The following is a 20,672-nucleotide window of genomic DNA, read 5'->3' as shown; positions in this document are numbered from 1 at the left end:
GGGGCCCGGGGGGGGGGGGGGGGCCCTTTGTTGGGGGGGGCGGGGGGGGGGCCCCCCCCCCGGGGGGGGGGGGGGGTTTGCGCCCCCCCCCCGCCGGGCTCAGCGGGTCAGTACGCCGGACTCGGTGGGCAGGCCGGCGCCCACCCAGTCCTCGATCCCCTCGGCGTACTTGCGCACGTCGGTGTAGCCGAGCGCGGTGAGCCGGTCGGCGACCCGGCCGCTGTTCGGGCAGGACGGGTTGGAGCAGTAGGTGACGATGGGGGCGTCCCGGTCCGGCAACAGCTCGGCGGCCCGCTCGGCCACCTCGGCCTCGACCAGTGGGACGGCGCCGGGCAGGTGCTGCCGGGTGTAGTACTCGCCACCGAGCGCGTCGACGACGGTGACGGTTCCGGCGTCGATGGCGGTACGCAACTCGTCGCGGCTGATGCGGGCAGTCATGACAACCTCCAGAGAAGTGGACTACAGTCCGTTTGTGCCTGAGAACAGTATCGGACCGCAGTCCGTTTACGCCACTCCCCCGGCCGAACTCGTCCAGTTGCGGAGGACACCTCCGCGCGAGCGGGCGGACGCGGCCCGCAACCGGGCCGCCGCGCTGGACGCCGCGGCGGCGCTCTTCCGCGAGCACGGGGTCGAGGCGGTCTCGATGGAGGCCGTGGCCACCGCGGCCGGGGTGGGCAAGGGCACCCTGTTCCGGCGCTTCGGGGACAGGTCCGGGTTGGCCACGGCCCTGCTCGACACCCAGGAACGGGCCCTGCAGGAGGCCATCCTGTTCGGTCCCGCGCCACTCGGACCGGGTCCGGCGGCGGGACCGTCGCCGTCGGCGCGGGACCGGCTGACGGCCTTCGTCGACGCGTACCTGGACTATCTTCTCGACCACCTCGACCTGGTCCGGGTCTCGGAGACCGCCGCACCCGGCGCCCGCTACCGGATCGGGGCGTACCGGTTCTGGCACCGGCACGTGACCCTGCTCCTCGCGGGCCGCCCGGATCCGGCGGCCGACGCACACTGCCTGCTCGCCATGTTCGCGGCCGAGCACGTCCGGGCGACCCTGGAGGACCTCGGGCCTGACCGGCTGCGGGCGGCGACGCTGCGGGTGGCCGACGCTCTGGCCGTCGGGTAGCCGGGCGGCGCGGCCGCCTGGGTTACCCACGCGATGACCACTCGAGCGACACCGGCACGCGGGCTGGAGACGCGACAGCGGGAGCTCGGGGCGGCGATGGCCGAGTTCGCCCGACACGGCGTGGACGGCGCGCGGATCAACCGGATCGCGGAGCAGGCCGGGCGAGCAAGGAACGGATCTACGCCTGGTTCGGCGACAACGACGCCCTTCCCGAGGTCGACTCCCTGAAGCCTTCGGGGCCGAGTTGACGTCCGAGCGTGATGCGGTCCGCGCCGCGTTGCTGGTCACGAAGATTCCTCCCGCGACACGTGGTCGTCTCGAAGAAGGCGAGAGGCGCCGCGGCACCCGACAAGTCGTCAGGTACCGCGGCGCCCGGCAGAGGTGAACCTCAGCCTCCGATGATCTGGTGGCCTACGGGGCCGCTGGTGTTGCCGAGCACGTACCTCATGTCCAGTGCCGAGCACGAGGAGTTGCCGTCGGGGATGTCCGGGCAGCCGGCGGCTTCGATCGTCACCGCCTTGATGTCGTAGTAGTGGTTGGTCTCCATGGTGAACGTGTAGGGCGTGCCCGTGTAGCCATTGGGGCCGCAGGTCCCGCCGGAGGTCCACTGGGGGTCGAGGCTCGTCCTCCTCTGCCACGCGCCACCGGTGGTGAGGTCGCGCGTCCAGATGCTGACGGTCCACTCCGACGGCGTGCAGTTGTAGAGCACCACGGACTTTTACCCGGCGCCCGGCGTCGGGGTCGGCGTCGGTGCGGGCTCACCGGTGCTCGGGAAGCCGGAGCAGCTCAGGTTGTCGCAGTGGGCCAACTGAAGGCGGTTGTTGTCGCCGTTCTATAGCTGATGATCGGCAGTCCGTCGGCCCCGATGAGGACCGAGTTGAGGTTGCCCTGGTTCCCGCCGTTCACCACGGTGCTGGTGCTGGCCGACGTGCAGCCCTGGTCCGCGCACTGCGCGACCTTCAGGTCGTTGCCCGTCCCCTTGAAGGTCGCGATGACCTTGCGGTCGTCGCCGAACGCGAGTCCGAAGTTTCCGTCCACGACCTCGCCGCTGGGCACGAGCGTCTTGCGGTCACCGCTGACGCAGAACCGGAAGTTGCAGCGGCGGAGGATGATTTCCGCCTGTCCGTTGCTGGAGTTTCGCTTCGTCCACGCGACATAGGTGAGGTCGCTCGTGTCGTCACGGACGATGTTGACGGCGAGCGGTTCGCCAGGCGTGCTTGTCCGCCTGTGAAGCGCGGATGCGTGTATGCGCTACGGCCTGGCCGTAGTCATCCCGAGCTGCGATCGCCGAGCTGTGTCACCGCAGCGCGCAGCACAGCGGACGCCCCGTGGGTCACCGGTTCTCCGTGCCCGAAGCAGGCTGTCTCGACATCGAGGTCGGCCTGCCGCTTCATGGACTCGGCCGCCCGCTCCGGATCGACGTTGAACACGCCGAGGATCACCGTCCCGTCGGGCAGTCGCGCGATCGTGTCGCCGGTGAAGAGGACCCTTGACCGGGGCAGGTAGAAGGAAACGCTGCCCGCGGTGTGCCCCGGCACCGCGACGGCGACGGCCGGCTCCCCGCCGAGGTCGACGAGGTCACCGTCGTCGAGCCGGTGGTCGACGACCACCGGCGCAGCCGGCTGCGGGGGCTTCCCGCCGTGGACCTCGTCCCAGATCGGCCTTTCCCAGTCGGTCAGCAGCGGTGGCTGACCCTGCTCCTGGCCCTGCAGCACCGGTGTGTCCGCTTGATGGGCGTACACCGCCATGTCCGCCCAGGTCGTGATCTCCGCGGCTGACCCGGCGTGGTCGGTGTGATGGTGTGTCAGTAGCAGGCGTCGCACGTCGGCCGGTCGAAGGCCGAGGCTCTCGATTCCCGCGGCGACGGCGGGTGCCGACCCCGGGACACCGGAGTCGATCAGCGTCAGCCCGTCCGCACCACGCCACAGGAACGCGTGACCCACGGAAAAACGGAACATGTAGAGGTTCGGCAGCAACTGCATGACGTCCACAACTGGCAACGATAAGGCGGCAGACTCCTACCGACAAAGGCGAGAGTTCCTTGTCAGCTTGCAGCGAAGTTCACCATCGATCGGCGATGAAGTCGGCCCGCCGCGGGCAGCACGAGCGGATGGGGCCGCCTTCCAAAATCCGGAGCACGGCTCCCGGAAGCAACAGCCGAACCGCAGCACCGAATGGGCCGGGGTGGAACAGGACGGAACAGGGTGGAGCGCGGAGACCACAGGTCTTTGTACAGACTTCCGAGGGATCAACGCATGGCATGTGATTCCTCGGCTTTGCGGCGAGGTTCGGCGGCAATTCGTGGGTCTGCGGGCAGTCTCGCGATACGTAAAATAGCGCGACTTCAGGGCTTCCCAATCTCGACGCCGCGTGTACCATCTGGTACATGAATTACGCAGAGTCGATCATCACCACGGCGAGTACCACGGCCGCCTGGGCGGCAGTGGCGGACGTTACGGGCTGGCCCGAATGGACGGCATCCATGTCGGAGGTGGTGCCGCTCGACAGGCCCACTCCGGACCGGGGCAGCCGGTTCCGCATCCGCCAACCCGGCTTTCCCACGACGGTGTGGCGGGTCTACGACCTGCAACCGGGCGCGTCGTTCGCCTGGGAGACGCACGCGCCGGGGGTGCACACCTACGCCTACCACCGGGTGGAGGCCCAGCCCGACGGGACGACCCGGATCAGCATCGGCATCGAGCAAAGGGGGGCCCTCGCCTGGCTGGTCGCGCTGCTGACTGCGGCGCGGACGCGACGGTACCTCCGAATGGAGGCGGCCGCGCTGAAGGCGGCGGCAGAGTCGGGGGCCGTCGAGTCGCCGTCTCCGACCGACGAGGCCGCCCCCGTCGACACGATGGACGAAGGGGTGCACCGCACCGGTGGTTGGTGATGCCCGGGAAGCGCTGCTCGACCGCTGTGTCAACCTCCTGAAGGAAGGCGGGTTCAGCCAGCTCAGCCTCCGCGAGATCGCCTCCGGCGCGGGCACCAGCCATCGCATGCTGCTCTATCACTTCGGCAGCCGGGAGGGCCTGCTCACCGAGGTCGTCCGGCGGGTCGAGGCCGAGCAGCGCGCCGCCCTCGCTGCCCTCGCCGCAGAGCTTGACGACCCGGTCGAGGTGAGCCGCCGTTTCTGGCGGCGCCTGGCCGACCCGGCCCTGGCGCCAGCGGAGCGGCTGTTCTTCGAGATCTACGCGCACGCGCTGTTCGAAAAGTCCTGGACCGACTCATTCCGCACCTCCGTCATCGCCGCCTGGGCACGCCCCGTCGAGGAGTTGTTCACCCACTTCGGCTGGGACGGTCCGGAGGCCAGGCGGCGAGCCCGGCTGAGTCTCGCTGCGACACGAGGCCTGTTACTGGACCTGCTGATCACCGGCGACCGAGACGTCCTGGACGCCGCCGCCGAGCTGTTCGCCCATCTCGTCACGGCACGACCACCGACCGCGACGTGAGACCCGTCGGGTGCACGAGTCTCCGGGGCCGCGCCATCAGCCCTGCACCCTTGCTCGGTGAGCGATCACTGGTTGATCCGCCCAGGTCGTCTCTTCCGATCAGGCGGACGCCCGGCCCCGAGGTCCCCTTACGCGCTGCCGTGTGCCTCGGTGGACCAGATTGTGAAGCCCGGTGACAGTGACGCCCAGCCATCGGGCGACTGCGGCGCCGAGGACACTGGTGCGTTCGGCGGCGATGTGGTCGTTCCCAGCGAGAAGGACATCCGCTGGGGCGGACGCCCACTCACCGCAGCCGCCTGACCACCCCGGCAAACCCTGTACGGCCAGAGCACTAGCCGGATGACGATCCGGCTAGTGCTCTGTACACGTGGAGCCGCACAGCACAGGCGGCGGTGGTCAGCCCTCCCACTCCTCGAAGTGTCCCCAGCCCCAGTCGACGCCGTACTGCATCTGACCGACCAGGTTGGCGCCCCTCGTCAGATTGAAGATCCGCTGGCCACACTCGTGGGGCTCGATCCGCCACTCATACACCGGAGTGGCTGACCAGACCAGATCGATGCCCCACTCGCGCACACCGTACTTCAGGTAGCCTCCGCCCGGCGTGTAGATCGCAGCATTCGTTTCCCGGGTGATCGAGCCGTCATCGGGCAGGCCTTCGCCGAACACGGTTACCCTCGAATGCGGCCAATCGGTCAAGATGATGTTGATTCCCTTGGGCTGGCTGCCGTACTTGAAGGCGTCGCCCCCCCCGCCTCGCCTAGCCTCATAGGCCCGTAGCCCCCACTCCAGGTGGGAAGGCCGTGCCAGTATTTGGTTAGCGCCGACTGGCAATAGCCGGGACCGCAACTGCCGGCCGCCCCTGCAGGTACGGCGGGTAATGCGGCAGTCGCGGCCATCACCGGCCGACGAGGCCACCGCCGTCGTCTTCGACCCGGCTGCGGCAGCACCGTTCCGCTCGTTCAGGATCGCCGCAGGCACGGAGCTGCCAGTCTTCGTCACGATCACGATCCCGGACGTGGAGATGGCCCCCGGATCAGCGCTCTTCTTCGATGACCTCTCGGTCGACTACGAAATACTCGGCCTACGTCGTCACCAGCGGGTGCCGATGGGATTCCGTTTGTTGGTCCAGTCTGCAAACGGCCATGTCCCACGCTGACCCCCGACGGCCATAAGCGGCCGTGGTATCAGCATAAGATCGAAGCTACGCGTTCGGTGACTGCGCTCTGGCCCGATGCCGCCACAGGGCCACGGCGACCCATCCAGCGACGAGGGACATCAGCATCGCACCGGCCGCGAGCCACCAACGGCCCGACCACTGCGCAGACGCAGGTGCTGCTGTGACCGGTGCCCGGCACGCCGTCCGCGGCATGAGAGCGAGTCGTTCAGGGCTCACCACTCTGTCGCAAACCTGATGAGTGCAAAGTAAGCAAGTTGCTTGTCTTCCTCCCTGGAGACGTAGTAAATCTTGTTCCGGTAGTTCCCTTCTTGGAGGTGTCGTGTCGGGATCCGGAGCGCGTCTGCCCCAGCTGGCCGTCTACTATCCGTACATTCACTTCCGCGACGTCCGTTGGTTAAAGGTGGCGGCGTTGTACTGGCCGCGTATGGTGCGGGTCGTTCATCCGGATTACCCGACCCGTAACTCCGCCCTGGTCCAAGCGCTGCAGGATGAGCTTGGATTCGTAGTCGATCACTCGCCCACTCCGGCGGCGCAGGCGGTGGTCGGACCGTTCTCCCGGTTCGTCGACACCCTTCCCGCCAAGCGACATGAGGCCTGGCGGATACCCTCGCAGCTTGCCGCTCCGGATCCGAGCGAGTTCTCCGCACCTCAACCGCTCTCGTTGCACGGCACCGAGCCTGGCTGCATCCCCGACCTGGAACACTATGGACCGGCGCAGTGGGCGCATCCGCAGCGACTTGTCGAACGGATCCAGTCTGGAGCACTGGCCGGCGTGCACTCCAGCGAGGTGCTGCCCAACCTAGCCGAGGACCTGATACATGCGGGCCTAGCAGTACCGGCTCGCGGTGACTGGTACGCCATGCACCCGGAACTGGCCTGGATCTACAAGTGTCGACTGATCGAGGAACTAGCCCGGCGAAACAACCTCGCCACTACCACTGACCAACTGGCCGCCCACGCCATCGTCTCCGGTCCGCTCACCTTCACACCAGCCGATGACGCCAACCCAGCGGGCACCGACCGGCCGGGCATCTCCGAGACGTTCGGCATGCTGTGCGTTACCGCAGTCACGCCGAGCGACCTCGACCACGTCCCGATAGAAAAGATCATCGAGGTTCGACGTCGCTTCGGCGGACAGTTCGATCGGTGGCGCGAATACATCGACACAGTCGGATCTGATTTGGCCGATCAATTGCGGGATGTCGAGTCGCCAACCATCCTCGCCGCGTACCTGTCTGACGCGGTTTCCCGCTACGCCAAGGCACCCGTGGACGAACTCCGCCGGGGTCTCACGGACGTCGGGATCGAGACGGCCACCCTCGCGATGAACAATAAGTTCGAGCTGCCCGCCGGGCTGGCGGCCACCGGCATGCTCGCCCAGCCCCAGCTGGCCCTCGCCAGCGGCGTTGCGCTCGGTGCACTAAGCCTGCGCCGGGCCACGCGAGCAAAGGCGAAGGCGGCTTGGGCCGCCCCAGCCGCCTATCTACTCAGCGTCCAGGAAACGCTAACCCCGAAAACGTGGCTGTCCAGGGTAATCACCGCAGCAAGACGAGCCGCCGGGCTATCGCATTGACCAGCGACAGACGCTACAACCTGACCGCTGGCCCGACACCGGTCCACTGACTGTAGCGCCAAAGTCCACCGGCTAAGCCCGCCCAGCCGTTCGACCGCTACGCACTGGCGCCTGTACGCCGACAGCCGGTTTCTCGACGGCTCGGACCTGCGCGTTCACCCGTTGAAGATCTTGTTCTACCCGGCGGCGTCGAGCAAGGTACCCGGCTCGGCAGAGGCACGCTTTCCAATCCGAGGCCCGGATCTGTAATCCCCTAGTGTCAGCGCTCGTCGGCGGACGTGGCCCACACGCCCATGCCGAAGTCCCACTCCACCACCCCCGGTGACCAGCATCAGCCGGTCTGCTCCTTCCTCACAGCCGCTCTCCCCGCGTACCTCGAACCGGGGTGCCGCACTGGCACGGGCTATCCCCTAGCCACCTCGCCTACCTCATCCGCCGCTACACCCACGTGGGCGATGTGGTGCTCGATCTCGACGCGCACCCCGTCGCCATCGCCGCGACCGCCTACCTGCGCCGAGTGCCGGCCCAGCTGATCACCGGCCGCCCCGGCTCACGCTTACGGATCCTGCCGCCTGCCCCTCAACACGGGGCACGCCGAGCGGAGCGTCGGCCCGATGCAGGTGTCGACCTGATCCTGGCGAGCCTGCCCGAAGAGGCACAGCCCCTTACTTACGACAGTGCGGCCATGGCAATGACCGCTTGGCGGCCCCTGCTGCGTCCTGGTGGGTTCCTGCTCGTCGGGCTCACCAGCGGCCCGGCTCGGCCGGGCGATTTTAGCCACCGCACGACGGTCATCGCCGCAGCCCGCACTGTCGGGCTCTTCTACCACCAACACATCCCCGCGGTCCTCGTCCCGCTACCCGAGCACGAGCCGCGCACTGCCCCGGAACTACCAAACGAAGCCGACGAGAACCGGCGCCTGCTCGACGGCCGTCATCTCCCGGCGTTCCGAGACTTGCTCGTGTTCGGCACCACCGCCACCGGTGAGGAGAGCACCCGTGCCTGAGCCTCGTCCGCCGTTCCACAATGCCGAACCCCACAACTCCGAGCCGTCGCGCTCTGGCGCGTCTGAACTGGCCGCCCTGCTCGCCGAGGGCTACCTCGGTTCGGTCTGGCTTACCGGTCAAACCGCGTCGCGTGACCTGCGACGCGGCCGGTACACCCCGGAGTCGTTGACCCACCCCGGCAAGATGCTGCCCACCATCCCCCGGTACGCCATCCGCAGTGCTGTGGCGATGCGGGCTGCCCGGTCCGGATGGTGGCCGGCGCCGATGGTCAGCAGCTGATGCAGGTGGTGGCCGTCAAGGGCTGGGGGGTGCTTCTCGGCGAGGTCGAGGGCGGCCTGGCTGATCGCGGAGGTCTGTACGTCGCGGAGTTGCCAAACGACGGTGGGTTCGCCCAGCGCGGGGATGAGGATTTTTTCGGCTGCGGCGGGATTACCTTTGAGGCTCTGGTGGATGGCCGTGCGGGTGGGTCCGACGGTGTCGGGCTTGCCCAGCAGCAACGGTAGCCACGCAAGCCAGCGTTCAATGGGGACCACGGAGAGCGCGTGCGCGTCGTACTTGGTCAGGAGGGCATGCGCGGCGTTGAGCCGTTGCCAGCCGGCGGTGGTGGTCGTTTCCGCTTTCGGCGACAGCAGTTGCTGCCGTGCTCGATCGGTAAGCTGCCTTTGCTGGTCTAAGGTGAGTCGGTGCCAGGGGAGGTGGGCCGGACCTTCCTCGCCGATGGCGTCCAGCGCACGGTCGTCGTCGTGAGTGAGCAGCTCGTCGAGACGCTCGAGGAGCCGGTCGGTGGATGACGGCTCAGCCGTGGCGGTGGGTAGTGGCTGCTCGGCGCGTCTCCGGTAGGCCTCAGCGCTGAACCAGTGGTCGAACATCGCGGCCGCGCTGCTGCCAGAGGCAAGTTGCGCCGCAGAGGTTCGCACGGATGGCGGCAGCTGCGTGGGGTCCGTAATGGTTATCGCGATGGTGGCGAGTACTGCCTCCGCTCGGCGGGCGTCCTCGACGGAGGCTCGCTCCTGGGCGATGGCCATGCGTTGTGCCCACCAGACGGCGTCGTGTGGTCCCGTCAACCCCGACGCGACCAAGAACCGGATACTGCTCGGCCGAATCTGACCGACGACGTCGGCCACGAACCGACGCCGCCGCTCGTTGTGCAGATGTTCCGCGTCGGCGGCCAGCCCTTCCGGAAAGCTGTGCTCGTCCACCATGGCGGCGGTGATCGTGACGGCGTGGCGCCAGTCGCTGTCGTCAGACAGGGCGCCACGAAGCACATTTCTGACCAGGCGTGGCGTCTGCTCGATTCGGCGCAGGTGTCGGCGCGTGGACGATGGCAGGGTGGCGAGAAACTGCAGGAGGCCGGCGTCCTGATCTGCGGCAATGGTGCCGGCCCGGAGCACGATGGCCACCAGGGCCCGCGCGAAAGCACCGCCACCCGCCGTGCGATCGCCAGGCGGTATCGCAGCGTCGAGCTCAGCAGCCGTCAGGTGGGTGGGCCACAGCCACCGCGCAAGCTCAGCCCTGAGCGTCCAGTGCGTGCCGGCGTTGCGTAGCAGCGCCGTTCCGCGGCCGACGATTGCGGCGTCATCATTGCCGCGCAGTGCAATCGCTGCCCAGACGGCGGCTTGGACCTCGATGTTGTATTCGTCCGGTCCGGCTTGGTGGGCGACAGTTTCGATCAGCGTCATCAGGTTGGCGTCGAGGTCTCGCAAGTCCGCACCGATCACGACGAGCAGGGCCTCCCTGATCCGCCAAGCGGGCTGACCGGCGGCCAGCAGCGGCGCAAGATCATCGCCGAGTTCAGGGTAGCGCAGGCCGCTGTAGTCCAGCGAGAACGGCCAGGTGGTGATCTCAGGGTCCTCGGCGGGGCTGTAGGGCACCTCGTCGTTCATGAGGTGCTCAACCAGCGTGGCGGCCAGCCGCCACGCTGATCTTCAGGACGGTGCTGCAGGTCCGGGTTGAACAAGAGTTCGTAGCGTCGTTGCAGCGCCCAGTCGAACCAGCCGTCGTCCGTGGAGGCGAGCCAGGCGGCAACACCCACCAGTTGAGGTGCGATGACGTGCGGCATGGCCGGGCTGGCCAGCAGGGCCTGTACCGAGTCTTTCGGTAGAGAGCGCAGCCGTTGGGCGCACAGGAACTCTTCGATGCTGCGGTGGAACCAGGTCCGCTGCTCGGGGCTGCCCTGCATCAAACTGCTGTCGAAGACGGCATAGAGGTCGGTCAGCGAGACGTCGCCGCCGTTGATGTCATCGAGCGCGATGGCCCTTCCGGTCTGATCGACGAGGCGTCGCCGGCAGATGGTTTTCGTGCCGGACAGCGCGGTGGCGGCAGCCAGTCGGCGTGCTGCCTCAAGAACCCGAGCGATCGGAGGACGGTCACCGCCAGTCCGGTCGGGCGATCCGTCCGCCAGCGCCGCGATCCCACCCTCGTATGCCTCGGCCCGTGTGCGGGGCATTGGGCCGCGGCGGCTGGCCTGCAGCAGCAGGCGTAGAGACAGGGGATGTGCTGCCAGCGGACCAATGCCGAGGGTCTCAACATCGCGCAGGAACCCGTCGGCGTTGGAGATCTCTGTCGCTGCTGCTTGCCGGGCCTGCGCGGCCGTCAGCGGCCCGAACTGGTACACAAGGCAAGACGGATCGAACCCGGACAACGCCCGCTTGATCGTCGCCGGCCACGCCGAGCCAATGACCGTCGAGAAACGAAGCCGCGGCAGAGGCCCTTCGTGGCGTTCCAGGGCGTTGCGGATGGCACGAGCGACCGACTGCAGCGTGCCCACCGTCTGGTCGAGCCCGTCGACGAAGACGTCACCGTCCGAGCCGGCATGGCGCAGACTGTAGGCGATCTCGTCCCCGGCCTCATGCGCGTCCAAGCCGGTGAGATCAACGAACACCGCCAATCGGCCAGCATTCTGCAGGCGCAGCGCCTCGGCGCGTAACGCTTGCGTCTTGCCGATCCCCGACTCCCCCACGATCAGGACGACCGGTTCGCTCAGCTCCGCCAGTGGGATGGCAGCCTTGGCCGCGATACTCTGATAGCAGCGCTCCGGGTCCTCGAGGAATCCGTCGCCGAGGATCGGCACGCTGCCCGGGTAGGGGAAAAGCGGACGCGTCCACGGCACCGTGTCGCCGTCCAGGTATCCCACCGGGCCACGATATCGGCATGCGGCGGGCAACGGCGGATGACGCTCGCCGATTCTTGTCAACGGCGGCTGAAAAACTGGCTCTGGCACGAGTTCCGTGATCTGGCTCGGTGGCGGCTGGTCATGATTGAGCAAGGATTCGTTTGCGGAGTAGGCCGATGTTGGCGTGGCCGTACATCTGGCGCTGTTCACCACTCGGGACAGGAGGTCGTGTCATGGCGGTGGCAACAGGAAGACGATGTCTTGGGTCTCGTCGTTCCCGAGGGCCGGGCACGATCGGCGGTCAACGAGGCCTGGTCAATCGCTCGCAGCGTGATTCCGTCAGAGGGTGACGGTAGTGTGCCCGGCGTGCTACACCCTGCTACTGACGTCGGTTTCGCTCAGCGCGTGAAAGCGCTGGCGTGTACGGCGCCGCTTCATGATCTCGACGGTCGCAAGTCTCAGGTTCAGTCGGCGGACTTCAACGTCTATCAGATGAGTGAGCTGGCGTTGAACGCCATCGACTTGGTCACCCTATCGATGGATTTTGATACTGGGGCTCCGCCGGAGAAGATTGTCGCCGATCTGGCCGTGTTCGCAGCCCGGCACGCCCCGGCCCGTGACGACGCCGAGCACCTGCGGGTGTCGCGGTGGGTGTTGGAAAACCTGCTCAACGTCGGGTCGACCGACCGCGGCTTCCGGGCGGTGTATGGGATCACCGCAGGTGACGGTAGCTACAACCGGTTCGAGTTCGACTTCAAGCTCCTCGAAGAGGTTCCGGCGGCTGACGGCAGCATCTTCCTGCGGGCGACAAACGAGGCGGTCAACGTCTTGGTCGGTGCGCTCGAGCTGGACATCGAGTCGGCGCAGATCGCGGCTGACCTCCGCCTGGAGACCCTGATCCGCCGAGGCCGGCTCTCCGACGCGCAGGCGGCAGCACAGTCGGCCCGATACCGCACTATCCAGTACGGCGAGAAGCTGCGTCAGCGTTTGGAAGCCACCGAGCGGGATGTGCGCACGGTGGACTGGCTGACTGAGATGCCGTCGTTCATCGCCGAGGCGATGGAACACATCGCCGCCCGGTTCAAGGCGGAGAACGCGATCCTGGTCAACATCATCGAAGTCCGGGACACCGCCGACGTCGCGTCCCGCAAGCTGCAGGCAGCCGGGCTGGTGGAAGTCGTTAGGGATTGCCTGCGCCGCCACGAGCAGCTGCAAAGCGCGCTGCAGGCCGCTGGCCGCCGATTCCGGGCACAGCAGGACCGGCAGACGTTCGCCCCAGACAGCCCTACCGCGGCACTGGACCTGCATGCCCAGCTACTCGTCCCGGTCCTTGGTCTGCCAGTCGAGCAGGCCGATCAGGTACTGACCGCGTATTTCGCCCGGGGAACCGGTGTGAACGTTCCCTCGGCGGTGCGGCTCAGTGACCTGTTCACCGCGCTGGTAACCCCGCCACCGGAACGAGAGCTGCTCGGCGGGATCATCGACGAGCCGCAAATCGACGAGACCGAGGAAGAGTCCGCCTTCCCCGCCGAGTGCTACGACCTGCTCGACGGCCTTCTGGACCTCGACGTCGACGCGCCGCGCCGACTGTCGGGGCTGCTGGAGGAGGCCCGGTCGCTGCACCCGGACTTACCAAGCCTGGTCATCGTGCGGGTCGTCGCGCTGGCCGCGCAGGAGATCAACCCGGCGTTGCGGCACAAACTGCCGTCCGTGTTCATCGCCGTCGACGACGGCACCGTGCTTGACGACCCGGAGTTCGCCGGTGCGGATCTGATTGTGGCCCGCGCCGCTATCGAACCGGCCGACGCGCCTGGCGCCGCGTGCGCTACCAGCTCCCGGGAAGGATCTGCTGCATGACCACACCATCGCAGGTGACCGCGGACGCGGCCCGGCTCGTCGCGTTCGGTCTGCGGCCGAAGCTGGTCCCGGCCCGCGATGACGAATACCGCGAGCTTGTGGAACGTGCCCGCACCGACGATTTGTTCGCCGCTGTCGTGCAGGCCGTCGCGACCGGCATGGACTTGGTCGTGATGGAGATCAGCGACCGGGCGGGGATCGTGGTCGCGGCGACCGAAGACAGCGTCTTCGCCGTGAAGATGACCGACTACGCCCGCCGGACCGGCGGCGAAGGCAAGGCCGCGGAACGGGTGCTGCACGCGCTGGCTCACCTGGGCGTGGCGACGCTGGCGTTCCCCCGGCCGGCGGACCTGTCCAACGAGACGTATCTGGGCCGAATCACCGTCGAAGGCGTCGAGGCGTTCGTGCGTGAGGCGGCCTCGCGGCTTGCCGAAGCCGCGACGCAGGACGACGCCGCGGACAACGCCGCCGGCGAATCGGGGTTGGAAGCTGCATGGCGGGTCTACACCCGCCGGGCGCGGACCGGGAGCACCGGCGACGGACGCAAACTCGCATCAAGCACGACCGGCATCATCAACAAGGCGTTGATGTTCCTCGCCGACCAAGGCCTGCTGGTCCGCACCGGCGACGAACGCGGCGGCACGTTCCGGACCACACCGCGGTACCGGACTCAGGTCCGTGAGGCCGGTGTGGTGATGTTCGACGAGCTGCTGCGCCTTGGGATCACGCAGGTCACCGACGGCTCCGCCACGATCGTGGTCGGCTGGACGCCCCAGTCGCTGACCGAACTGTAGAAAGAACAGGAGAAGAATGTACGAGCTCAACCGCATTCGGCTGTTCGGGGTCGGGCCGCGAGGTGCCCGGTACACCGACGTCACCCTGGACTTGTCCGGTGTCGGTGCGACCGTCGGCGGGCAGGGGGCACTGTTCGGGGCGTCGACGCGCCGGCCCAGCCCGTACAGTCTGCTGCTGCTAGAGAACGGCGGCGGTAAGAGTGTGCTTCTCAAGCTGCTGTTCTCGGTCGTGCTGCCGGGCCGGCGTAACACGGTCGGCGGACCCGGGTCGGTAATGGAAAAGTTCGTCGTCGGTGACGACGCCGCGCACGTGGTCCTGGAGTGGATGAACGTGCGCACCGGCGACCGGGTGATCACCGGTAAGACGTTGCAGCGGCGCCGGAGCGGCTCTGCTGCGGAGAAGCTCTCCGAGCAGTGGTGGTCGCTGCGTCCGCACGCGGACGTGGAGATCGACAGCCTGCCGTTCACCGCTGATGGCCGGCGGCTGCGCGTCGACGGATTCAAAGAGGCGCTGCAGGAGATCGACCGGACCGCTCCGGTGACGCAGTTGACCTGGGTCGGCGCCGAGATCAGCGGCTGGGAAGGTCATCTGCGCTCGATCGGTATCGAGCCGGACCTGTTCCGCATCCAGCGCCGGATGAACGCTGACGAAGGTGACGCGGCGACCGCGTTCAAGTTCAAGTCCAGCCGTGACTTCATCGATTGGCTCCTCAAGGTCGTCCTCGACCCGGCAGACGCGGTCAGCGTTGCCGACAACTTCGAGTCCTACGCCCGGACCGTCGGTGACCGCACCGCGATGCTGCTGGAACGTGACTTCGTCGACGGAGTTGTCGCGTCGCTGCGGCCGCTCGCCGACGCGCAGGACCGACACCGGACCGCCTGCACCGCTCGGCAGGCCGCTGAGGATGAAGGTTTGATGCTGCTGCGCCAGATCCGGGCGCGGGAAACCGCTGAGGCGGCCGCGACCAGCCGGCTGCGTGAACTCGCCAACGGGGCGGCCGAGATCGCCTCCGGTCGGGAGAAGGACCGTGACCGGGCCCGTGACATCGTCAACGAGACCCGACGGCAGACCCTCGCGCTCGAGCATGCCGCCGCGCAGCAGGAACAACGGGATGCGATCGCCGGCCGTGACGGCGCCGATGCGGACTTGCGGGCCTGGGAGCTCGCCGGGCTGATCGAACGCCGTAACACCGCGGTACAGAGCGCCGCCCGATTCACCGAACAGATCGTCACCGCCGAACGTGAGGCCCGTCCCGCGCTGCAAGGGCGTGACGCCGCAGCTGGTGAGCTGCTGAGCAAGCTCGCCGCTGAGGTCTCCGCCGGCCGTGAAGAGCAGGGCCACCTCAACGACACGGAACGTGAACTTCGTTCCCGCGCCGCCGAGATCGACGATGACCGGTCACAGACGATTCGCGACGCCGAACGGTGGCGTTCGGAGCAGGCGCAGATCAACGACCGGATCATCGAAAGCCGGCACCTGATCGACGCCGCCGTCGCTGATGGCCTGCTCGCCGTCGGCGAGAATGTCAAGACTGCCGCCGCCGATGCGCAGCACGCCGCCACAACCGCGGCGGCTCAGCTGCGGACCGCCGAGTATAACGCCAAAGACGCCCAGGCCGCAGTCCGGGAAACCAGCCGCCTGCTGCAAGAAGCTGGCACCGCCCTCAACACGGCCCGCACCGCTCACGGTGACGCCGCCCGGGCGGTGCAGACGATCCTGGACCGGGCGGCACCGCTGATCAGTGACGACCTCCTCCGCACGGCCCTGTCGGCCGACGATGTCGACGTCGACATGCTCGACGGCGCCGCCGACACGGTGATCGACCGTCTCCACGGCGACGCGAAGATCAAAGAGCAGATCCTCGACGACCTGCGCGCGGAGCAGCGCGACGACCAGCGGCTACTCGAAGCGCTCGGCGACGGCGGATTCCTGCCGCCCCGCGACGCGGTCGAGACGACCCTGACGGTGCTGCACCACGCCGGGATCGGCGCGCACGCCGGATGGCGGTACCTGGCAGAGAACGTACCCGCCGACGAACGTGACGCGGTCATCGCCGATCACCCGCACCTCGCCGACGGTGTCATTATCGTCGACCCCGCCGCACTGGACATGGCCCGGCAGGCGCTGCAGGACGCCCGGCTGCTGCCGGCTGCTGCGGTAGCGGTCGGTACCGGCCTGCTGATGCTGACCGCCAGCGGGTCGGAACCCGCCGCCGGGCAGTTCGTCGTTGAACCGAACCCGGCGCTGTTCGATCCGGAAGCCGCCGAGTTGCGGCGCGAGCAGCTGCGCACCGCGATGAGCACCCGCGGCAGCGAGATCAGCGCCAGCGGCGACGACCTTGCGCATCTGCGTGACGTGCACAGCGACCTGGTCCGGTGGCGACGCGACTACCCGCCGGGCCGGCTCGCCGAGTTCCGCGAGTCGCTCGGCCAGCGCGAAACCGAACTCGGCGACGCTGTCGAAGCCGAACGTGAAGCGCGCACGGCCGCCGACGCCGCCGAAGCGGCCCACGACCGGATCGCCGGGCAGGTCGACGAGCTGCGCACCGCCGAGCGGGCGGCCGCGGACCGGTCTGGTGCCCTGGTCCGGTTGAAGCAGACGACCGCGGCTGCCGAACAGCTGCGGGCCAAGCTGCCGGAACTGGCGCAGCAGATCAGCGAGGCGGACCGGACCGTGCGGGAAATGACCGCCGACCGGGAGCAGAAGCTACGGGAGGCCACCGAGGCGGCCCGTACCGCGCAGGACGCGGCCGCGCGTGTCGAGCGGCACCGCGCCGACATGCGCGACGTGGTCACCTCCACCGGAGAGCATGCCGCCGCCGTCCCGCAAACCTCAGTGTCCGACCTGCGTTCGGCGTACCTGGCCGCCGCCGCAGCGTACGCCGCCGTCGAAGTCGGCCAGGACATGCGCGCAGCAGCCACCACCGCCGACCGCGAAGCCGCCCGGCTGCGGGAGGAAGTCGGCCGCCACGAGCCGGCCGACGTCGACCGCGCCCAGCAGCTGCTGGCGACACCGGAAGGTGCCGACGAAGCGGGCCGGCAGACCGCGATCGCGCGAACTCGCCGGGATCTTGAGCGGTTCGCCGACGCCGTCAGCGCCGCCGACACGAAGGTCGGCGGGCTTGCCAGTGACCTGAAAGCTGCCACCCCGGCCGGTGGTGCCGCCTGGATTCAGCTGCCCGAGTCCCGGCGGCCGACCAACGTCGAGCACGGCCGGCGACTCACCACGACGGCTACTGCCGAGCACCGCGACGCCCAGCACGAGTACGAGACTGCTGCCAGCGACGTCGAGGACGTGAACCGCAAGGTCGAGGTGGCGAAGGAAGCCGCCCGGGCGTTTCGGGAGATCCACGGCCCGCTCGCGGTCCTACTGGCCTACCCGGACGCCGACCCAGCCGACCCGATCGAGGCGTATGACGGCGACTCCGACGGAGCTCGGGCGGCGACCAGCCGGGTCCAACAGACGCTGAGCGCTGCGGTGATCGAGGAGAGCAGGACCGGCCGTGAAGTGAACCGCCTCGTCGATCACACTGTCCGGCACGCGAATCAGGCGAAATTCGAGAAGATGAGCAATGTGTCGCGCCGGGCGATCGTCGGCCTCGACCGTGACCAGCTCGCCGCTCGTGCGGCAGAGTTCACCACGCAGCTCGAGCAACGCTTGGCGACGCTTACCACCGACCTCGACTCCGCCGGCCAGCATCGCAAGATGATCGTCGACCGACTGTCCGCCCTCGTCTTCGGCGCGCTCAAGACGCTGCGCACCGCGTCGCGACTGTCGAAACTACCCGCCGGCCTCGGCGAGTGGGAGGGCAAGGAGTTCCTCCGAATCCGGTTCAGTGAACCCGACCCGGCGCTGCTGCACGCCCACGTCGGTGAAGTCGTCGATGACATGTCGGCGGCAGCGACCGCCCGGGCCAGCAGCGGAACCGCACCGAAACGTGACGGAATGGTGCTGCTACTACGCAGCATCGAAGCAGCAGTCCCGAAGGGCTTCACCGTCGACCTGCTCAAACCCGACGCGGTCCTGCGTGACGAACGGGTACCGATCGAGAACATGAACGAGGTGTTCTCCGGTGGCCAGGAACTCACCGCCGCCATCGTGCTGTACTGCACTATGGCGGCGCTACGGGCCAACGAACGCGGCCAGATGCGCACCAAACACTCCGGCGTCTTGTTCCTCGACAACCCAATCGGCAAAGCCAGCGCCGAGTACCTGCTCGAACTGCAGCAGGGCGTCGCTGCGGCCCTTGGCGTTCAGCTCGTGTACACCACCGGCCTATCCGACGACCGGGCTCTGGCCGCCTTCCCGCTGTGGGTCAGGATGCGTAACGATGCGGACTTGCGTGCCGGCCTGAAACACATCCGCGTGGCCGAAGTCGTCCGGCGTCAGCTACCAGACCCGTTCACCGACGCCGACGCCGCCCCGGGTGAGATCGCTCCGGGCACGGTCACCGCCGCCCGCATTTACCGCAGGCCGGCATGACCGGGACCGTAACTGGCGGCCTGCTGACCCCGCGCGCTGCCCGGCTCGCTGCCGAGTTGGAGGCGTGGGGCCGGCGGACCGTCACCCTAGACGAACTGTGGACGCTGTACGCCCGCGCCGACCCGGCATCGGCAACCCGGGCGTCACGGCGCACGGACCTGGCAGCAGCAGTCGCTGCTCTGACCGCAGCGGGGGTGCTCACCCCGTCGAAGGCGACCGACCGAACCGCGGCCCCGCCGTTACCGGTCCGGTTGACGTTGCCACCCCCGGCCGCCTCGGTTTCCGCGTCACAACTGGCGCGGCAGGTGCCGTGGCGCCCGGAGTTGGCATGGGCGGCCAGCTCCAGACTGACCGTCGGGCAGGTCGGCCTGCTGCAGGCCGTGAACGCCTGGCTGCGTGACAGAGGACGAGGCACCGATGTCGTTCCCACTCGGGAACGTTCGCTGGAACTGTTCGGTTACGAGAAGACCCTGGACGCGATTCTGGGCACGACGCTCTTTGGCGCCGGCCGGCTCAGCCTCGACCTGCTGCGAACGTTCCGCGCGCACCCGCCGCTACCGGTGCGGACCATCAGCGATGGACACGTCCTGCTAGTCGTCGAGAACGCGGACACGTTCGACACGCTGCGCCGCGTCCTCAGCAGTACCGCAGGGCACGCGGTCGGCCAAATCGCATGGGGTGCCGGCGGCGCGTTCGAAGCCTCCGTGCTCAGCATCGCCGAGTTGACGACGGTCTGCGATATCGCCTACTTCGGTGACCTGGATGCTGACGGCCTGCGCATCCCCGCATCGGCGGCCCGGACCGCTGCCGAGGAGCGCCTGCCTGCGGTACGGCCAGCACACGGGTTGTATCGCCTCTTGCTGTCTCATGGAGTACCGCAGAGCGGGCAGCCGTCGGTAGATACCAAGGCGGTTGGGCCCTTGGTCGCATGGCTCGGCACGGAGGTCGCTGCGCCTGCCGAGGCGTTGCTGACCGCCGGAATGCGAATCCCGCAGGAGGCCCTCACCGGTACCGTCCTCGACACCGACCGGACCTGGCTGTGGGATCTAGCCTGATCCGCATTCAACCATGCCTGGTGCTCCGGTAGACGCAGGAGCCCGTGCGACCGTGGCCCGTCTACCGCTGTACTCGCCGCTGCGGCGGGAACCACTATGGCCCGGAGCCCTGATAAAAAGTAGCACCGACGAGGCGCGGGCCCTCAGCGGCTGGATCAAGCCTGGCTCAGGGCTTGAGTGGCGTTGGACTGGCCAAGGTGTCGCTTTACATATGCTGTGACTAACCCGCTAGACCGGTGTCGGTCTTCCGACAGGCGCGCTTCTCGGTGGCCACCATTCCCGGTGGTCCACTATTATCCAACGACGAATCAGGCCCGCCCCTCGGATGCCATGTACGCCTTTGCGGCCCTGGTTTCCGTGACTCCGAGGATTCAAATGCCCCTCAAGGATTTCGTAGCCACGACACCACGTACGCTGCCAGTATTGATTCTGGCGGATGTGAGCGGCAGCATGGCGCACGAATCGAAGATCGAAACACTCAACCGGAGCATCGGGGAAATGATCCGGTCGTTCACCGAGCTACGTGAGGCAACCTACGTGATCACCGTTGCGGTGATCACCTTCGGGGGTGTCGCCCGGATCCACCAGCCGTTCACCCCGGCTGGCAGCCTCGAATGGCGCGACATGCCCGCCGAGGGGCCGACTCCGCTCGGCCGGGCCCTCGGCATCGCCGGTGACCTGCTGGAGGACCGGACACAGGTGCCGGGCCGATCTGCCAAGCCGGTGTTGGTCCTCGCCTCCGACGGTCGACCCACCGACGACTGGGAAGGCGCCATGGAGCAACTGCTCGGGGCGCCTAGAGCCAGGAAGTCCACCAGATTCGCGGTGGCCATCGGCAACGACGTCGACGAGGAAGCGATGGACGTGCTCGAACGGTTCGCCACCGCCGGCGCCGAGGGAGTGGTCCGCGCGGAGAACGCACACCGCATCGTCGAGTTCTTCGACTGGCTGACAATGAGCGTCAGCCAGCAGGCGACCGGCGGCGAGCTCGACTTCCGGCCGCCGCCACTCGCGGACCGCTCGGCCGACATCGTCATCGACTGAC

The 20,672-nt window shown here is 68.0% G+C and carries 18 protein-coding genes and 1 pseudogene; 12 read left to right on the top strand and 7 right to left on the bottom strand.

Annotated features, from left to right (window positions below):
* Nucleotides 1-99 precede the first annotated feature (99 nt).
* A complete protein-coding gene (locus ACLQ2W_RS25445) occupies nt 100-438 on the bottom strand; it encodes a rhodanese-like domain-containing protein (RefSeq protein WP_425789269.1) in 339 nt (112 codons plus the stop codon).
* Between the two features lie 34 nt (nt 439-472).
* On the opposite strand from ACLQ2W_RS25445, the gene ACLQ2W_RS25440 reads away from it, so the two are divergent.
* The gene (locus tag ACLQ2W_RS25440; protein WP_425789267.1) at nt 473-1,120 is read left to right on the top strand and encodes a TetR/AcrR family transcriptional regulator; all 648 of its coding nucleotides are present in this window, start codon (nt 473-475) and stop codon (nt 1,118-1,120) included.
* A gap of 388 nt (nt 1,121-1,508) precedes the next feature.
* On the opposite strand, the gene ACLQ2W_RS25435 is transcribed toward ACLQ2W_RS25440, so the two are convergent.
* The 3 genes from ACLQ2W_RS25435 to ACLQ2W_RS25425 form a co-directional block, all read right to left on the bottom strand.
* Nucleotides 1,509-1,832 (bottom strand): hypothetical protein, encoded by a 324-nt coding sequence (locus ACLQ2W_RS25435; protein ID WP_425789265.1) that lies wholly within the window; start codon nt 1,830-1,832, stop codon nt 1,509-1,511.
* 74 nt (nt 1,833-1,906) lie between these two features.
* Nucleotides 1,907-2,176, bottom strand: a complete 270-nt coding sequence (locus ACLQ2W_RS25430; RefSeq protein ID WP_425789263.1) for a hypothetical protein — start codon at nt 2,174-2,176, stop codon at nt 1,907-1,909.
* Between the two features lie 212 nt (nt 2,177-2,388).
* On the bottom strand, nt 2,389-3,102 hold the full coding sequence (locus ACLQ2W_RS25425) for an MBL fold metallo-hydrolase (protein ID WP_425789515.1): 714 nt from the start codon (nt 3,100-3,102) through the stop codon (nt 2,389-2,391).
* A gap of 404 nt (nt 3,103-3,506) precedes the next feature.
* Between ACLQ2W_RS25425 and ACLQ2W_RS25420 the strand changes: the two genes are divergently transcribed.
* From ACLQ2W_RS25420 to ACLQ2W_RS25410, 3 genes are all read left to right on the top strand, one after another.
* Nucleotides 3,507-4,010, top strand: a complete 504-nt coding sequence (locus ACLQ2W_RS25420) for an SRPBCC family protein (protein WP_425789261.1) — start codon at nt 3,507-3,509, stop codon at nt 4,008-4,010.
* The gene (locus ACLQ2W_RS25415) at nt 4,000-4,569 is read left to right on the top strand and encodes a TetR/AcrR family transcriptional regulator (RefSeq protein WP_425789260.1); all 570 of its coding nucleotides are present in this window, start codon (nt 4,000-4,002) and stop codon (nt 4,567-4,569) included. Before ACLQ2W_RS25420 ends, ACLQ2W_RS25415 begins: the two co-directional genes overlap by 11 nt.
* Before the next feature lie 150 nt (nt 4,570-4,719).
* Nucleotides 4,720-4,869 (top strand): hypothetical protein, encoded by a 150-nt coding sequence (locus ACLQ2W_RS25410; protein ID WP_425789258.1) that lies wholly within the window; start codon nt 4,720-4,722, stop codon nt 4,867-4,869.
* Between the two features lie 96 nt (nt 4,870-4,965).
* Here ACLQ2W_RS25410 and ACLQ2W_RS25405 read toward each other — a convergent pair whose 3' ends face one another.
* Nucleotides 4,966-5,574 (bottom strand): hypothetical protein, encoded by a 609-nt coding sequence (locus ACLQ2W_RS25405; protein ID WP_425789256.1) that lies wholly within the window; start codon nt 5,572-5,574, stop codon nt 4,966-4,968.
* Between the two features lie 491 nt (nt 5,575-6,065).
* On the opposite strand from ACLQ2W_RS25405, the gene ACLQ2W_RS25400 reads away from it, so the two are divergent.
* The 3 genes and pseudogenes from ACLQ2W_RS25400 to ACLQ2W_RS25390 form a co-directional block, all read left to right on the top strand.
* Nucleotides 6,066-7,319 (top strand): DUF6236 family protein, encoded by a 1,254-nt coding sequence (locus tag ACLQ2W_RS25400; protein ID WP_425789254.1) that lies wholly within the window; start codon nt 6,066-6,068, stop codon nt 7,317-7,319.
* Nucleotides 7,320-7,659: 340 nt separating this feature from the next.
* Nucleotides 7,660-8,325, top strand: coding sequence for a hypothetical protein (locus ACLQ2W_RS25395; RefSeq protein WP_425789513.1), 666 nt, complete (start codon nt 7,660-7,662; stop codon nt 8,323-8,325).
* Nucleotides 8,318-8,545: pseudogene (locus ACLQ2W_RS25390) on the top strand (site-specific DNA-methyltransferase); the annotation flags it as partial. The gene ACLQ2W_RS25395 and the pseudogene ACLQ2W_RS25390, both read left to right, overlap by 8 nt.
* Here the strand turns inward: ACLQ2W_RS25390 and ACLQ2W_RS25385 are convergent.
* Both ACLQ2W_RS25385 and ACLQ2W_RS25380 read right to left on the bottom strand, forming a co-directional pair.
* Nucleotides 8,443-10,209 carry a hypothetical protein gene (locus ACLQ2W_RS25385; RefSeq protein ID WP_425789252.1) on the bottom strand — a complete coding sequence of 589 codons (1,767 nt, stop codon included), beginning with the start codon at nt 10,207-10,209 and terminating at the stop codon, nt 8,443-8,445. The pseudogene ACLQ2W_RS25390 and the gene ACLQ2W_RS25385 sit on opposite strands and share 103 nt — an antisense overlap.
* Complete coding sequence (locus tag ACLQ2W_RS25380; protein WP_425789250.1) at nt 10,206-11,459, bottom strand: hypothetical protein; 1,254 nt, start codon at nt 11,457-11,459, stop codon at nt 10,206-10,208. Before ACLQ2W_RS25380 ends, ACLQ2W_RS25385 begins: the two co-directional genes overlap by 4 nt.
* Before the next feature lie 384 nt (nt 11,460-11,843).
* On the opposite strand from ACLQ2W_RS25380, the gene ACLQ2W_RS25375 reads away from it, so the two are divergent.
* From ACLQ2W_RS25375 to ACLQ2W_RS25355, 5 genes are all read left to right on the top strand, one after another.
* Nucleotides 11,844-13,295, top strand: a complete 1,452-nt coding sequence (locus ACLQ2W_RS25375; RefSeq protein WP_425789248.1) for a hypothetical protein — start codon at nt 11,844-11,846, stop codon at nt 13,293-13,295.
* Complete coding sequence (locus ACLQ2W_RS25370; RefSeq protein WP_425789246.1) at nt 13,292-14,089, top strand: hypothetical protein; 798 nt, start codon at nt 13,292-13,294, stop codon at nt 14,087-14,089. Before ACLQ2W_RS25375 ends, ACLQ2W_RS25370 begins: the two co-directional genes overlap by 4 nt.
* A 16-nt stretch (nt 14,090-14,105) precedes the next feature.
* Nucleotides 14,106-18,572: a hypothetical protein gene (locus ACLQ2W_RS25365; protein WP_425789244.1), complete on the top strand. Its 4,467-nt coding sequence runs from the start codon at nt 14,106-14,108 to the stop codon at nt 18,570-18,572.
* Nucleotides 18,569-19,627 carry a Wadjet anti-phage system protein JetD domain-containing protein gene (locus ACLQ2W_RS25360; protein ID WP_425789242.1) on the top strand — a complete coding sequence of 353 codons (1,059 nt, stop codon included), beginning with the start codon at nt 18,569-18,571 and terminating at the stop codon, nt 19,625-19,627. Before ACLQ2W_RS25365 ends, ACLQ2W_RS25360 begins: the two co-directional genes overlap by 4 nt.
* 375 nt (nt 19,628-20,002) lie before the next feature.
* Nucleotides 20,003-20,671, top strand: a complete 669-nt coding sequence (locus tag ACLQ2W_RS25355; protein ID WP_425789240.1) for a vWA domain-containing protein — start codon at nt 20,003-20,005, stop codon at nt 20,669-20,671.
* The last annotated feature ends 1 nt before the right edge of the window (nt 20,672 follow it).

Source organism: Micromonospora sp. DT227 (genome assembly GCF_049841835.1).
Lineage (GTDB): Bacteria > Actinomycetota > Actinomycetes > Mycobacteriales > Micromonosporaceae > Micromonospora.
This window is presented reverse-complemented; position numbering and strand designations above follow the sequence as displayed.